The following is a 16,675-nucleotide window of genomic DNA, read 5'->3' as shown; positions in this document are numbered from 1 at the left end:
TATCAATTTTAAATTTGGATGGAATGATTGTTATTAATTCTTTTAATCCCTGCTTTACAAAACCTTGATTTTCATATCTTTCTGATATCCAATATCCAATTTCGGCTTGATGTTTTTGTAAATCAATATTATGTATATCTATCATCCCTATTGGTTTCTGATTGACGAAAATTGTTAACATAAATAACTCATTGCGCTCCATTTTTTCACGTGCATACTTTATAAATGCTTTTTCATTTTCAACACTTTTCATTTCGTCCACCCAAGGAAGCCACTTAGCAAGACGTTCTCGTTCAGTAGAAACAATCTCATATAACCCTTCACTATGGCTTTCGGATATATATAAAAGTTGGCATCGTTTTCCACGTGATTTAAACTCTATGAATAGTTCTGAGTCCGAGTTGGTAGAATCCATTTCATACTCCTTGTTATAAATGATAATATTCTTTAACTCTTTATTTACGAAATCATTATATAACTTTTTTACTACTTTTCATATGAATTAAATTTTGTGTATCTTTTTGGTGTCAATAATGAATACCTTATCTAATAGATGCGCTTTGATATAGGATTCACTTGCACAGCAAGATTTTTTCAAGAGCCAAAGTCTCACCTCAGTTTATTCAATTCTCAATGAACAAATCAAGGTGAGACTATTATATTTTATGATTTGCCCTATCCGGACAATCTGGTAACCCTAATAGGTAGTCTGTACTAACGTTATAGAGTTTAAAAAGCTGCACTAGAACATCTACCATTAAAGCAACCTCTCCTCTCTCAATTTTAGGATAATAGGTAGAGAAAGTATATGTCACTTTGAGAATAAATCTCGAAATTTGTCAAAAAAATGATAACATCACTTTAAATTTTAGCAAGCTAGAGAATTAGTAAAGCTTGTATCGTTTGAAACATTATGTCATAAAGGATGCACTTTCAGCTAACACTAGCGATCATGATAATCGTATCAATATGTATTTAGATAAACTTGCAACACAAATCTAACTATAGTAGCAGATCAGTTCAGTTGTTAGATAACGACAATTAACCAAATCAATTAAGGCAGTTAAAAAAATTATATTATCCTCTTTTTTCTAGTTCATAACATGTTAATCTGTAAAAAATCACACTAAACAGAAGATTAACAAAGACAAAAATAGTAAGTTCTAATAATGAAAAATCATCTAAAACCCTACTTCTCAATGCTACCATAGGTTGAGAATACGGATAAAATTTATTCAAGTTTTCATTCAAAAACAATAGAACGAACCCGCCCATAGCACCGATAGCTGAAATACCAATTGATTGACCAAAGCTTCTAGTTTTAGCATAGACAAATGCTTGTATGCATAAAATAGATAAAGAACTCAAAATAGATAAAAGTGTCCATTTTAAAGTTAATAGGACAAACGAAGAGAGTTCGACATCAGCTATTTCTAAAGCTATAATATAAACAATTAGTATGAGAAGTTGAATTGGAATAACTAATACAGTAACTGTTAAAAGCTTGCTTATCAGTAACTTTTTGATAGATATTGCATTTGAACATAACATTTCCAAGTTTTTTCTTTCAAACTCTTGAGTTAAAGATATTGCTATAAAAATTGCGAGCATTGGAGAATAGAGAATCTGAGTATAATAAAAAGTTAATTGTCCCCACATAACTTTATCCTGTGTACCATCAATTAAAACTGATTGATTAGCAAAATAGGTACCTAAACCGATAAAACTTGATAATGCTACAAAAACAACACCGACTATTAAAATCTGAATTTTATTCAGTTTTTTCCATTCCGCTAAAGTATAATGTCTCATTTTCTTTGTCTCTCTTTCTTCAAAAATATGCTTCTTACAAGAAGATATAAAAGTAAACAATAAATTAGATATATTAAAAACCTAAAATATATTGATTGATCAAATTTATAGAGATAGTTTGAATTATTTATTAGGGTAAATTTGTAAGGAGATAAATAAGCACAGCCAACCCACGGTATAGCAAACGTCCAGAACATTGTAGATTTGGATGCTAATATTAAACCTATAAATCCACCTAAAAAACCTGATGATAACAATAAGCCTTGTTTATCAGTAAACATTGCAAAAGTTAAATAAAGACAAATGAGACTGAAACTTGACAAAAGTTGTCCTAAAATTTGAATAATAGTAATTGTTAAAGGAACACTTACTCCGTTAACCATTGCAAATACATTCGTTGCAACTGTTCCTAAAATACCCAATATCAAAAAGAAAACAGTCGATAAAATTAATTTACTGTAAAAAATTTGAATTAATGTTCTTCCGTTTGATTCCTGTAACTTAAATGTCTGTCCTTCAAGTTCATTAGAAACTATACGGCTGGTAAAAATACTAATAGCTATGGGAAGAAAAAGGCTATTCATTGTTTGATTATTGAATAGCACACTATATGTGGTAATAATTGCACTCGTCCTGGCAGATTACTTAACAAACTTGTTTACTCAATAGGAACTCTTCCATTCTTCTTGCTATTCCCTCATACTCATTAAGTAATGACCTAGCTCCTCTTGCAATACTCCTATTTCCTCATTTACCTATTCTAATGAAATTGATTCTGTTAAGATTATTTTTTAAAATTCATATCTTGCTAGTTTTTCATTGCTCCTTTTGGCATTCTTCAAATTGATAAGTACTTTCGCTATCTTATTTAAGGTTATAATTTTTTACTCTTTTCTACCATTTATCAAGTCTATCGAGGTTTTAAATAAAAATGAGATAAGACAGTAGCTATTCTGAGGTTACTGTCTTATTTTTAACACTTTTAGAGCTATAAAAGGGCATGCTTAAAAAAACTCATCTGGTATTCTTTGAAACAAGGTGTCACAATAATAAGGTATAGATAGCTTTATCGATTTTAGGTCAAAGAATAATCGTAAAGTTTGTTATGCTTAATAAGGTAATCCATTGTCCGAATGAGACGGTGTATAGAGGCAATCGTATGTGGCTTAGTTGAAGTTATTGTCTATTGTTCTTTTTCGTTTCTCATAAAAGTCAGCGATATGGCAAGGATTAGTATGACTAGCTGAAGCGATGTTGTGAATGCACTTGAACAAGATTTTTCTGACATAGGGATTTCCTCGTTTAGTGATGTGTTCCTTGGCGAGAAGTTCCCAGATTCATAGTGTCTCAGGTCAATACCAATAAAAGCGTTGATTTGATTGGTAGACTGAAAGCGACGAATATCTTCCAATTCGCCAATGATAGATGTCGCTGTGGTTTCTGCGATGCCAGGAATTGACCATAAGATGTCATACTCTTGTAAAGGCTGAACTAGAGCTATCATGTTGTTTAAGACAACTTGTCTGCGTTCAGAAAGACGAAGCAATTCTTGAGCATAGTAACGGACCTCTTCCATCATGGGAGAGGTTTTTTTGACCGCACAATAAGACCTATTAGCTAGTTCGACGAGTTTATCAGTTAGGTAAGCAATACGCTTTTCAGAGATACGTTTGGAGGTAGATTGGCGGATAATTTCACACAAGTCACTTTGAGAAAGGCTTTATACAAACTCTTTGCATGGAAAAGCCATCAGTAAGTTCCAATATTGCTCTCCAGTTGGTGTGGATAAGAAATTTTCCAATTGAGGAAAAGTGACTTGTAGAACCTTGTGCAGACGGTTTTTAGCTCGAACAAGATCTTCATTCATATTTTGATAGAAACGGCTTAAATCAGGTAGATGTTGATAAACTTCTTGCTGCACGTAAGTTGGTTTACGATTGTGCACAAGCTAAGAATTAGCCAACTTTTCAGCGTCAATTTTATCTGTTTTACGAACTCACAAACTGTTCAATTGCTTCTTAGCTTCTAGTGGATTTAGCTGTGTGTAAGCGTAACTATATTCCTCAAGGAAGGCTTGAAGACGTCGAGAATAGACGCCTGTAGCCTCAAATATAATCTCAGGGCTATGAACAGTTTTCAAGTCGCCCAACAGGCGATTGAATCCAATGGCATCATTGAGTATGGTGTAGCCATGAACCTTTTCACCGTTGACTAAAATTGCCACCTCAGAACTTGTTTTACTTATATCAATTCCAAATACTGCACGCATGACATTACCTCTTTTGTCTTGAATGATTCCTTATTTTAGTGATGTCCTTTTCAATACTCGACGTCTAGCATCCAACATACTTTGATAATATTCCATCTAAAACAGGCATCTTGCCAGTTTGTCAAGCGACATCTAACGCCATTGAACCCTACGACTTTACAAGACACCACTACTTTAACATAAAGAAAAAGTAGTGAGTACTCTCTCCCGTCGGAGATTTCTTCACTACTAATCTTAGTATGTTCTATTTCACATAATCCCTAACAAATACAAAGATAAAGCTTAATTAAGTTGTTTGCCTACAACTCAGAAGTCCATAAAATACCCTAATTGCTCAGCTTTGTAGATAGCCTCTTGCTTATTATTTACTAGAAGTTTTGAATAGATATGATTCAAATGATTAAATACTGTTCTCCTACTAATTTGTAACGTTTCCTCTATATCTTTAACAGAGAGACCTTTCTTACTCAAATTTAAGATTACTATTTCTCGGTCAGTTAAAGCTTCAACATAATCCTGAGATTCAATTTGTTCAAAATACTTTTTCCCAGAATCCACTTTTTTTAAGATAGAGATGAGTTGTTTAGGGTCTATATTTTTATCTACAAAACCGTATGCCCCTATTGTTTTTGCTCTCTCTTCATAGATTGACTTAACATATCCTGTCAGCATAACAACTTTCAAGTTAGGAGTAGACTGTATGAGTTCCTCCGCTATCTCCAATCCATTCTCTTTAGAAATATTTGTTAGATTAATATCAAGTAATATAATATCGTATTTAGATAAATCAATCGTCACATCGTTAAAATTAGAAGTAATTGTATCTATAACATCTACCTCATCATACTGTTGGCATAACAGTTGGATACTCTTTGCAAATAGTTTATGGTCATCAATTAATAAAATCTTCATAGCATAATTTCCAATCTATGGGAAGTAATATTCTGATATTGTATTGTTTATTATCTATTTGTAGCTCCATATCTCCATCAAAAGCTACTAGTGTTTCTTGAATTGATTTCAAACCTCTGCCATAATTTATAGATTGAACTTTTTCCACCACCTGATTGCTCTCTTCTATGATAATAATATCAGATTGAACCTTTAAAGATAAATGAATATCTTTACTGACTCCATATTTTATAGCATTATTAATTAATTCTTTTATAAACCTGTAAACAATATCTCCATATGGAGGTGGGATTATTGTACTACTCGAACAGTTGAAATACAACAACTTATTACTTTTCCTCCTTTTAACAATATCATCAAAAAGAGACTGTATGTTTTCTTTCATTGTTCGATTAGAAGGAACTATTGGGTGATAAGTATCAATTTCATCCCTGATACCAGAAACTAGATCATTCAACCCATTAACAATAAAACCATGTGTTATATCACTATTTTCTAAAGAGAGTAAGTTTTTTATCGCTATGACATTTTGCAAGACATCATCATGCAAATAATTTGAGAACTCCACTCTCATGTTTTCCTCCGATTTCATAAAATAGTTCAGTCTTCTATTTTCATAGTCAAAATTTTGCTTAAAGTTTTCTAAATAACAAAAGATACAAGAAATTACCACTAGACAAAAAAACGTGCTTGCATCAACAACTATAAAAAATAGTAAAAAATCTTTAACTAGTACCTTTATAAGTATTACCCAACAAATGATAAGAAGTAGAAATAAAAGTTCTATACGAGTTTTGTAATTACCTAACCATCTTCGAGTAACTAGACTAAATTTATCATGTATGACCTTAAAATAGTATATTGTACTCATTATAAGGGGAAACAGATACCACCCCAAATTATTAAAGGCTTGATTAACATCTAGCATCTCTCCATAAAATTCACTACCAAGTATTGCTAGCAAAAGCAATGAAAATAATATCAATGAACGTCTTACTACTGATATTTGTTGCCTAAAATACCTATAATATAACACTATAACCAATAATGGATAAAGGTGTAAAATAGTAAAAACAACTAAGAATAAGAAATTAAATAAAGTTCTATTAACTAAAAGGCTAATTATAGAAACAAAAATAATTATTAATAAGCTCTTGTCTAGCTTATCTTTAAACTGTTTCTGCCCATATAATATTAAATCAGTAATCTCAACGGTATAACAATAGAGCAATATAATTTGCAGACCACTACTAAAAAAGAGAGGAGTTTCCCTTGATAGCACAGATGCCAAGTATTGCCAAATTGTTAAGAAAACGATAGAAATAATTTTTTTAAAAATACCATCTTGTTTTTGGCGTAATATTGCTGCCAGCCAAATAAAACCTGTATCAATAAGAGTCATTACAAGAGCTACTTTTTCAGAGAAAAGAAGAGACAAGTTTTCTCGATTATAGACCAAAATCAAAAAGGCTATTAATTGTTGTAACAAGATTATTGTGATCCCCAAAAATTTACTCTTTGTTATTTTTTCTATTCTCATCATATTATTTACTAAATCGTTAAAGTTAAAAAGTTTTTAGAATTAATTGTTTATTATTGATTTCACTGACCGCAATGTCAATAAATAAAATGTGCCATATATTATCAAAAAGAAAAACAGAAAAAGCAACAAAGATAGCATTATAATATTGCCTGCAACCAATGTATCCATAAATAAATATTTATAGAAAATAAGCAACATACTACCATTTATTATCCCAATTAATACAGGAATAAGGAAAAGTATACCTATTTCATATCCGACAATCCGATTAATCATTTTTTTACTATAACCTAACTTACTCAGATAGCTATATTCTTCTTTATTTTCCATGATTTCTATGAGGCTTGTAAAGTATAGAATACTACCTGTACAAATAATAAAGAGTATGGATAGGAAGGTTATAAAGATATAAGTCGCAATATTAGCAGTCTTTACTGTGTGTTCCCTACTATAACTACTGATAACATCAGGAACCGTACTAAACTGATTGTAAAATGTTTCACTTGACCTAATTGAATCTCCATTAAAAGTCCTAATTGTCATTTTTTTCTCTGGAAAACGAGAACTAAGCTCAGCATATAATTTATCAGAAACCACCAGAGTCGTGACACTTGTAGAAAAACTAAAAACATTATTCGTTGATACTTGTTTTACAGTAACATCGTATGCATTTTCCAAATTAAAGGTTTTCCCTAGGCTAATTTCTGTTGGAAAATAATTTATTAACAATGGTAGTGACTCACTACCTTCAATAGAATTTTTTCTTCCTTGAGCTTTCATTAACTCTTTATAATCACTGTAATTAATTATATCAAAATAAGGAATTGTTTGCCCAGATTCTGTGATAGTCACTTCTGGGTTAGTGTTCAATCTCAATAGGTTAATATCAACTAAACTCACTTGCCCATTCTCTAAAATATTTGTAACATTGACTTGACCATTTTCTGATTCAACATTATATTCTATCGCAGATGGAGTCAATCTTTCTATTCCATTAAGAGAATAAGCATAAAGCATTACCATGATTCCAGTAACTGAAACGGTTAGTGTTAAAAGCCCCCCCAAGACTGTTAATAATTTATTTTTTGTCGCAATACGATAGTTAAATTTAGGATAGATAATATTAGAGAGAGGACGATATAACCTTTTTTTCTTTTCTTTTAAGAAAGAAATTACAAAAGTCAATCCATATCTGATTGTAAAAATTGAGCCTAAAATAACTAAGATAATTATCAAAAGAGAAATTGGTACCATCCCTACGCTTAATAGCATCTTTCGTGTGGATGAAAACACTGTCGTCAAACATAAAACATATGACAATAGCAATGCGGTAATAGCAATAATAGCTCTGACTTTTCTTATCCTGATTTTTTTCTCAGCCTTTTTTGAGAAATTAACAAATTCAATCAATGACTGTTTAGCAATAATAACTCCATTTGTGATGAAATTAATCAGAAAAACTACGACTAATATTCCTAAAGACTCTATAATCTCTTTAACTGTAATAAACCACTGAACTTCCATTGTTAAATCCAATAGATGAGTAATTACCAGTACAGCTAAAAAATATAAAGTAGGTCCTAGCAATAAACTTACCAAGTAACTCAGAACTAGAATAACAAGATTTTCTAAAGTTAGTAATTTTGTTAATTCTCTTTTTGAAAACCCTAGTATTGCTAAGACTCCAAGGTCTTGACTGCGTTTTTTTACAAAGAAATTATTGAAGTAGATTAAGAATACCACCAAAAATACAATCAAAAATAACAATGAACCATTAGCGATAACTAGAGCTTGACCACTATCCCCAATTTTTTCTGCGATGATTTTATCTGAAATAAAATTTAAAAAAGCTATAAAAATACTTAATAAACCGATCGTAGCTAGAAAATAGATACGATATAACGGAAAATTCTTTTTAATGTTAGATTTTGTAATTGACCAAATCATATTACTCTCCTCTATCGGATAAAGCTTGACTAATTACATCGTAAAACGACTCTCCACAATCTTTTTTATCAATCTCCATGTGATGTTTCCCATCTTTGAGGAGTATAACTCTGTCGGCATAAGAAGCTGATAAAACATCATGAGTAACCATTAGAATAGTTACCTTTTCCGTTTTATTGATTTCACTCAGAATCATCATTGTTTCCTCAGAAGATTTCAAGTCAAGTGCTCCTGTTGGTTCGTCAGCAAAAATAATTTCTGGGTCTTTAATGATTGCTCTGATAATACTGGCCCTCTGTCTTTGACCTCCAGAAAGTTGATAAGGGTATTTTTTCAACTGTTCATGTAAATTAAATCTTTTTGCATAGCTATTTATCAAATCATCAATCTTTGAAGAATCAACATTTTTTAAAGACAAAGCAACAGAAATATTCTCCCTAATGGTTAGACTGTCTAACAGCATATAATCTTGAAAAACAAAACCAATATCATTTTTTCTAAAATTAGTTGCCTCCTTATCAGAGAATGTGCTAATCTCTTTATCCGCACAATAAATATTCCCACTATCAATTTTATCAATAATTGAAGTAACATTTAAAAGCGTCGTTTTTCCACTACCGCTACGCCCCATGACAGCTACAAATTCTCCTTTTTCCACAATCAAATTGATATGGTCTAGAGCATAATTCAGTTGATTGGGATATTTTTTGCAAACATCTTTTAATACTAATTGTTTCATTTTACCTCTTCCTCCTGATATTTATTCATATATGAGTCATATAAGTCACAATAATACTTATTATTTTTGTACAAACAATAATGGTTTCTATAGTCAATAATTTTGCCATTATCCATTATTAAAATCTTATCAGCTTTTTCAACTGTATTAAGTCTGTGGGTAACCAAAACCCTCGTACAATGTAAAGCCTCAACATTTTTTTGGATTATTCTTTCAGTTTTTACATCTAAAGCTGATGTAGGTTCGTCAAGAACTAAGATTCTAGGGGTGGTTACAAGTTCTCTTGCTAAAGAAATACGTTGTTTTTGCCCCCCAGATATTGATGGATTTTCTCGAAAAAGTAGAGTATGAAAATTCATTGGCATACTCATGATATCATCATATATTGATACTCTTTTACAAGTTTCAATAACCTGTTTTCCTGAAACAGATTCTCTCCCTAGCGAAATATTATACATCACATCCCCATCAAATATGGGAGAATCTTGAGATACAAAAGCCGATATATTCCTAAAATCTTTTTTACCACCAGCTACTTCCATAAGTTCTTTTTCAGAAACCTCTTCGATAGCATTGATCAAAATATCTTTTGAGTTTTTCATGGCAATCATTCTCCCTTCTGTTAGTATGTAGTAAATATTTTCTACGCGCTTATTGTAACCAATACATCTTTATTTTTAGTGAGTAAAAAGTGCAAATATTGTTTTTTTATTAATATTTTTAAAATGTAAAATATCGCTTTATAAAAAGCAATCTCTCATATGATAAATAAATTTCATTCTTTGTAGCTATTTTACAATCCAATACCTCCTTATTATAAAATTAGTCCCTTAAATGCAGACTAGGTGACTTAAAAAGAGAAACATTCAAAATAGTGTTTGTCTACTTTCTAAATTTTCAAGCTCATATTCTTGTTTCTTGTCGGGAGGTTTGAGTATGAAAAAACAATTTAACTTATACATACTTCTTTTTGAGGTAATTATTATAATATTTTCATCACTACCTTTTTTATAAACTTAATTCAAAAGGAGTCAGAATGACTCCTTTTGAACATAAAGAAACTTTTTAACCAAATATATAACAGACGACTATTCCAAATATCTGAAACATTTCTATTTATGACAATCAATAAGAGAATAGGATAACATCTCCTCAAGAAGATATTATCCTTTTTTATGATTAAACGAAGTCAAATAGTGAAATTTCTTCATAGACTTCTACTTCTGCTTCTACTACCTCATTAACAGAGGTTTCTAAAACTATTTCTTTAGAAACATTATCATTATGTTCTTCAGTCATACCAAAGAGTTCAGAAATGCTTTCTAGGAAGTCATCAGCCATATCAAGAACTTCTTGTGAAACAACAACATGAGTCGTTTCTTCAACGATTTCTTGAGCAACTACTACTTCTTCCTCAAAGCCAGTTTCTGCTTCATCTACTGACTCATTAATAACTTCAACAAGTTCGCTTTCTTCATCAGGATCATAGCTAGCACTATATTCCTCGGTGATTGAGCTAACTTTTACATCAGAGTCCTCATCCATTTCTGGATGGTCTACCTTGTACTGCAATTCAAAAGCATTGATAGCCTCTTCAATTTGTTCTACAGTAGGCTTTTTAGACTCGTCCTCGACTTCGATAAGAGGATTAACAATGGCACGTTTAGCTGATACATAGTCAAGACGAGCTTGGTCTGCAAAAACATCTGCAGCTTCTCCTCGCTTAATAGTATCTGCACAACGGTCAATGTTTTCCTGCAAGAGTTTGGCTTGTTTATCCATACCATCAATAACATTGTTGATACGTTGGATAGTCCCAATACCACTCGCAAAGTCTAGACGAACGGCATAGCTATTTTGACCAATAATATGCAAGTCAAGCATGCGTTCTGGTTGCCAAGGTGATTTTTGTTCCAACGCACGAAGGACAAAACCACGATAATGAGCAAGGGTTGTCATTTTCATATGGAGTGGATCAGAGGCAACATTCATTTGCATCGCATAGTTCAGTTGATTACCTGCAACATCTTTCTTAGTTGCTTCGTATCCATCTGGTTCAAATGTCATAACAAATGGGTTATGTTCGACCTCATATTTCTTACCATCTTCTTTTTCAACCACTTCTTTCCAAGGTCTTGTCTTTTCTGCAAGCTCTTTATCCTGGACTAATAGAGAAAGTTTCTTCTCGTAAATTGCCTTATCTTTAAGGGCTTGCTTAATACGTTTTTGAGACAAATCAATATCACGTTTCCAAGCCTTACGACGATTAGACAACAACTCAAATTCGTTATCAAGTTCCATCTTAAGTTTAAGATATGGATTGCCTGTCGCAATGGCTTTAAATTCAGAGGCTGAGAGTGTTTGCTCGTCAATATCCTCTGAAGCTCGCATCGGTGTACGACTGGTCATGATTTGCGTAATATAACGGAGCTTTGTTTCTTGAATCTGCCAAAGGTAGTTATCAAAACTTCCTTTAGTTATATAGTGAAAAATATTTACCTTACGATAGATATTTCCTTGACGAACCAAGCGTCCATTACGTTGGATAATATCAGACGGTTTCCAAGGTACATCGAGATGATGAACAGCTTTCATACGACGTTGTACGTTAAGACCGGTTCCCCCTTTTTCCGTTGAAGCCATGAGAATACGAATCTCACCAGCATTCATTTGACGTTGAAGTTGAAGCTTAGCCTTTTTGTTAGCAGCATCGTGAATAAAAGCAATCTCTTCTTCTGGAATTCCCCGTTCAACAAGCAAATCTTTTAATTCTTGATAAACAGAGAAACCCTTGCCATTAGGAGTTCCAAGGTCAGAGAAAATCATTTGTGTCCCTTTATGCTTAGTCTCCATGTGATAAATCTTATCCACTCGCTCAACCACTTGCATGAGTTTATCTGCATCAGCTCTTACATAGAACTCCGCATCAAGCAAACGCATGTCTAAAGCCAACTTTCTGGCTTCACTAGTGATTTTGAGCATGTTATCTTCACTAGGATCTACATTCCCATTTTTAACTCGGTCTGAGCGTTCTACAAGCTCATCCAAATAAACTTTTTGGTTCTCCGTCAACTGACTTTCAACCGCTACCTTTTCTACCATAGGAACTGGAAGATTAAGGTCTTCAGTCATTTGGATATCTGCAGTCTGACGGTAAATCGCCATCAGCTCAGGGAGATTCATAAATTTAGCAAAGCGTTTACGTGAAATATACTTGTCTCCTGTAGGGTTAAGTTCAAGACTATTCTCAACAATCCCAAACGCACCAACCCAAGCATCAAAGAAACTTACACCGAAATGTTCCATGACATCTGGTTGAAGATAATTCATCATCGTATACATTTCACTGATAGAGTTGGAAACTGGTGTTCCAGTCGCAAAGACAACGTGACGTGTATCATACTCTTCTTGAAGCACGCGCACCTTCATTTCCATATCCATATTCTTTTTTGAGGTACGGTTGGTAATACCAGCAACGTTCCCCAAACGTGTCATAGGACGGACATTCTTGTACCCGTGGGCTTCATCAACAAAGAGCATATCAATACCAAGACTTTCAAAGTTGATAAACTCATCAATACCAGTCTTGTTTTCAAGCAACGTTTCCAAGTTTGCCTCAAGACTTCTACGCATAGATTGTGCTTGCTTAAAAGTAATTTTGTCGTCATTAGCTTTTGCGTAACCAATAATCTCATCAAGCTCATCAATCTTTTCAGAAATAAAGGCTTGTTCACGTTCTTGTGAGACACGAACTTTCTCAAATTGAGAATGCCCAATCACAATACCATCATAGTCGCTTGTTAGAATACGAGAAACGAACAAGCGACGGCGTGACTTTTCAAAGTCCTGCTCAGTCGTAACAAACACTTTCTTGGTAGGGTAGAAACGCATAATTTCTTGACCAAATTGTGCTGTTAGACTAGATGGAACCACAAACAATGGTTTATGAATAAGCCCTAGTTCTTTCATCTTGAAAGCTGCAGAAATCATGGTTAGTGTCTTACCAGTACCCACTTCGTGAGCAAGCAGTGCACGTCTCTCTTCAAGAATACGTTGTACGGCATTCTTTTGGTGAGGGCGAAGCTCTACTCCCTTAGCCAACCCATCAAATTCCAAGAGACTTCCATCATATTGACGTGTCACATAGCGATTAAAGACTTCATTGTAGGTATCTTCAATCACTTCTTGGACTGTTGGGTTTTCATGAATAAAGTTCTTAAAGCTTTCTTGTAGAACACATTCACACTCACGTAGGTTTGCTGTAGCCACTTCATCAACCTTACGTACAGGGTTTTCAGTCGTACCGAAATTACGCATAATTGTTGGTTGATTACTTGTAAGCAAGTGAGCCACAATATCTGTTGCGTGTGAGTAGCTTTTATTGTACTCATCACGTAGACCTAAACGCAGGTTAGATTGACGACTCATATAGCGGTTTAACAAGCGTTCGTTGAAACCTCGTCCGATTCTGGATGTCACTAATAGTGATTTAGCTTCTTCAGAATGGAGACCAACTTTTTCATCCAACAATTCACTAAACACCCATTGAGAAACAACGTTACTAGGAATCCAGCTAGAACCAATGCTGAAATCAATATCAGATAAGACAACTGGTTCTGGTACAACAGATAATATCAATTCCAAATAACGTTCCCAATCCGCTTGTGTATCTCCGTCTTCAATGAGAGAGTTAATGCAATCACGTTTAGCAAGAACATCACCTGAAAGGAATTTATCCTTAGTAACATAGTGTACAGTCTTATCATCAATATAGCGTTCCACATCAATCATCACTGTCTCACCTAGTTCTGAAATCATCATATCTTCTGAGACATCTGGATAAACAGAACTCATGAGGTTCAAATCAACGCCACGACCTTCCGAAAGCGACACATTCAAGGCTTCTACTGCTGACATCACTTGATGGAGGTGTTTTTTAGGACGAATAGTTGGCTTTTTAAAAGCATCTGACTTCACAAAAACTACCTTTGAGCTGTCATTCTCGTCCAACTCCTCTAACTCAAGACTAGCGATAAGAGGATAACGGTCATCTCGGTCAAAGAGACGAGCATTCACCGCTTGATTGATATAACCATACTTCTTCTTGAAAGTATCGTAGGCTTGATTAAGTGTTGCAAGCAGTTGTTTGAATTTCCCTTCATCATAGTCTGTCGTCATTTGAATATCAATAATGGCTTGATACGCATTTTTGATAGCAACCATGCCACGGATACGCTTATTTTCTGTATCCGTAAGGGGTGTTTCATAGAAATAAATACCTTTGTATAGCCCTTTACTTTTAGCTGCTTTAGAAGGTGTTTGACTTACCCATGTATTCGTAACAATATTAGGGTCTGCTTCTACTGCTGCTTCAAAGTCTAAAATGGCTTCTTCTTTGTATTTATCATCATATTTTACGAACTGTCCTTGTTCGTCTTGATAAAAAATCATTTCAGCTGCACGTGAGCTAGGACGAATAGACGTGTTATCACGATAATAGACACGCCCATTTTTATCACAAGCATACTCGTTCAATCGAATGTCAAGTGAAGTAAGTAAGTCTTGGTCAAGATGATTCACTTCTTCTTTAAGGATAATATCACGAGGTTCTAGTCTCTCTACTTCGAAAGGCACTGTTACTTTTGATAGTGCTTCTTGAAGCTCTGAAGCTAAGTCAAAAGAGCTATCTACCACAAGATCCAGTGTTCCACCATTGAAATGACGTACCTGATAATCACCTAGGACACAAGGATTTTTACAAACAGCATCCTGGAAGAAATAGGGATTGAGTGAGACACGTTTATCAAAGGGGAGTTTATTTCTATCTGAAGACCAGAAGTCGATATTATTATCGGGAACAGGGATAAAAGCTCCTTTTTGGAAAAAGAGGATATCTGTTACCACTCGTGTTCCAGCATCTTTAAAAGCAGTATTTGGTAAGCGGACACCACCTAAAAACTGAGTTCCGCTACGACGGAGTTCTGGCAGAATTGAACCAGCACTCTTATCTGCAGTACCAGTTGAAGTGATAGCAGCAACCATCCCATGATAGGGTACCAAATCAATAGCTTTCTTAAAGAAGTAATCATGAATACGATAAGGTTTATTATCATAAGCTTTATCGACAATGCGAACATCCGCAAATGGAACATTCGTAATGACCAAGTCAAAAGGTGTCCCTTCAAAGTTTACTGTTTCAAATCCTTGGACTAAAACAGTAGCATCTTGATGAAGGTGTTTAGCAATAGCACCAGTAATGGTATCAAGTTCAATTCCATAAAGAGTAGAATTCTTCTTGATATCCTCTGGCATTGTTTCAAAGAAGATACCAGTACCCATTGATGGATCAAGAATATTACCTCCTTTAAAACCACTTTCTACAATCTTATCCCACATTGCAGTAGCAATCTCTGGACTTGTGTAGTAAGCCGTAAGGGAGCTCATTTCCATCGCACGATATTCTTCTTTAGTGACAAGACTTTTTAGCTCATCACGTTCTTTTGCAAAACGATTAATCTTACTATCAAAGAAATCGTTAGCAAGTCCTCCCCAACCAACATAGTTAGAGAGAATTTCTTGTTCGGCACTATCAGCTACACGGTTATCTGCTTCGAGTGCTTTCACAAGTTTAATGGCAGAAAGGTTAGCTTGAACCTTTTCTGCTTTAGTCATTGTTTTATTTTGTTTTTGTTCTTCCATTCTTGTTCTTTCTCCTTAAAACTAAAAAAGACCTGGTATAATACCAAGTCTTTCTTTTTAGTTGTAGTATTTGTTTATACGACTCAAAAATATGTGAGCCTCTCGTGTTTTCCTGTTTTTGAGGAACTCAATAAAACTCTCTTGAATGTCAAAAGAGAATGTTCCAGCCAGTTCACATTGCTTATCAAAGCTTTTGCTGACTGTCATAGCTTTACTCTTACGAATAGCTACATGCGTGGGCATTGTTCTGGGAAAGGTAACTCCTAGAGAGTAACCAAAATCAAACAAAGTTAATAGATATGGCGGTTCATCTTTAGAAAAGATAATCCCAAAGTTATTCCAGTGTCTATCAACATTTAAGGTTAAACGATCAATCTCAAAGAGTCTGGCAAATATCGAATCAAGCTCAGCTTCTGAAAAACCAATCTCAGCCAACTCTTTTTTCAAAAAGTTATACTGCTCTTGAGGTTGTTTCTTGGCTATTTGTTCGATATCTGATTCCGTATACCCCCTTTGTTGCAGCAAACGAAACATCGTAACGAAGCTTCCACCTTCTGGTATGAAATTTTGTGAACGACAAAGATCACTACCTACTTTTTCGTAAGGTACATAATCTTCAATCCCACAACTTTTCAAAAACTCAGATACTAGAAACTCAGCTTCAGCCTCCCCACCAAAAAAGTCTCTCTTATAGAAATAGTCATCTTTCAACCATTTCTCTTGAGTTCCTTTGCTAGAGGTAAATACAGTCATA

The 16,675-nt window shown here is 33.9% G+C and carries 11 protein-coding genes and 2 pseudogenes; all 13 read right to left on the bottom strand.

Going from position 1 to position 16,675, the window contains the following annotated elements; translation table 11 throughout:
• Positions 1 to 415 (bottom strand): GNAT family N-acetyltransferase (locus H7U02_RS08875; protein ID WP_201043205.1); only part of this gene is annotated, 415 nt, incomplete at its 3' end.
• 241 nt (positions 416 to 656) lie between these two features.
• Complete coding sequence (locus H7U02_RS11520; protein WP_311637599.1) at positions 657 to 836, bottom strand: XRE family transcriptional regulator; 180 nt, start codon at positions 834 to 836, stop codon at positions 657 to 659.
• A gap of 241 nt (positions 837 to 1,077) precedes the next feature.
• On the bottom strand, positions 1,078 to 1,812 hold the full coding sequence (locus tag H7U02_RS08870; RefSeq protein ID WP_201043204.1) for an ABC transporter permease: 735 nt from the start codon (positions 1,810 to 1,812) through the stop codon (positions 1,078 to 1,080).
• The gene (locus H7U02_RS08865; protein WP_260318473.1) at positions 1,809 to 2,396 is read right to left on the bottom strand and encodes an ABC transporter permease; all 588 of its coding nucleotides are present in this window, start codon (positions 2,394 to 2,396) and stop codon (positions 1,809 to 1,811) included. The genes H7U02_RS08870 and H7U02_RS08865 overlap by 4 nt, the downstream gene beginning before the upstream one ends.
• 491 nt (positions 2,397 to 2,887) lie before the next feature.
• Positions 2,888 to 4,081, bottom strand: a pseudogene (locus tag H7U02_RS08855) (IS110 family transposase).
• A gap of 306 nt (positions 4,082 to 4,387) precedes the next feature.
• Entirely contained in the window at positions 4,388 to 4,993 is a 606-nt protein-coding gene (locus H7U02_RS08850; RefSeq protein WP_002887188.1) for a response regulator, read from the bottom strand.
• Positions 4,974 to 6,536, bottom strand: a complete 1,563-nt coding sequence (locus tag H7U02_RS08845) for a hypothetical protein (protein WP_201043203.1) — start codon at positions 6,534 to 6,536, stop codon at positions 4,974 to 4,976. The genes H7U02_RS08850 and H7U02_RS08845 overlap by 20 nt, the downstream gene beginning before the upstream one ends.
• 39 nt (positions 6,537 to 6,575) lie before the next feature.
• Positions 6,576 to 8,483 carry an ABC transporter permease gene (locus H7U02_RS08840; protein WP_002887185.1) on the bottom strand — a complete coding sequence of 636 codons (1,908 nt, stop codon included), beginning with the start codon at positions 8,481 to 8,483 and terminating at the stop codon, positions 6,576 to 6,578.
• Position 8,484: 1 nt separating this feature from the next.
• The gene (locus H7U02_RS08835; RefSeq protein WP_201043201.1) at positions 8,485 to 9,222 is read right to left on the bottom strand and encodes an ABC transporter ATP-binding protein; all 738 of its coding nucleotides are present in this window, start codon (positions 9,220 to 9,222) and stop codon (positions 8,485 to 8,487) included.
• Positions 9,219 to 9,764, bottom strand: coding sequence for an ABC transporter ATP-binding protein (locus H7U02_RS08830; protein ID WP_311637597.1), 546 nt, complete (start codon positions 9,762 to 9,764; stop codon positions 9,219 to 9,221). Before H7U02_RS08830 ends, H7U02_RS08835 begins: the two co-directional genes overlap by 4 nt.
• Positions 9,753 to 9,824, bottom strand: a pseudogene (locus H7U02_RS11625) (type A2 lanthipeptide); the annotation flags it as partial. The pseudogene H7U02_RS11625 and the gene H7U02_RS08830, both read right to left, overlap by 12 nt.
• A 577-nt stretch (positions 9,825 to 10,401) precedes the next feature.
• Positions 10,402 to 15,921: an SNF2-related protein gene (locus H7U02_RS08825; protein ID WP_201043197.1), complete on the bottom strand. Its 5,520-nt coding sequence runs from the start codon at positions 15,919 to 15,921 to the stop codon at positions 10,402 to 10,404.
• A gap of 57 nt (positions 15,922 to 15,978) precedes the next feature.
• Positions 15,979 to 16,674 carry a hypothetical protein gene (locus H7U02_RS08820; protein ID WP_070847721.1) on the bottom strand — a complete coding sequence of 232 codons (696 nt, stop codon included), beginning with the start codon at positions 16,672 to 16,674 and terminating at the stop codon, positions 15,979 to 15,981.
• Between the last annotated feature and the right edge of the window lies 1 nt (position 16,675).

Origin of the sequence: Streptococcus sp. 3.1 (assembly GCF_016648915.1) — a bacterium.
GTDB lineage: Bacteria > Bacillota > Bacilli > Lactobacillales > Streptococcaceae > Streptococcus > Streptococcus salivarius_E.
Note: the sequence above shows the minus strand (reverse complement) of the source record. Positions and strands in the feature narration are given on the sequence as shown.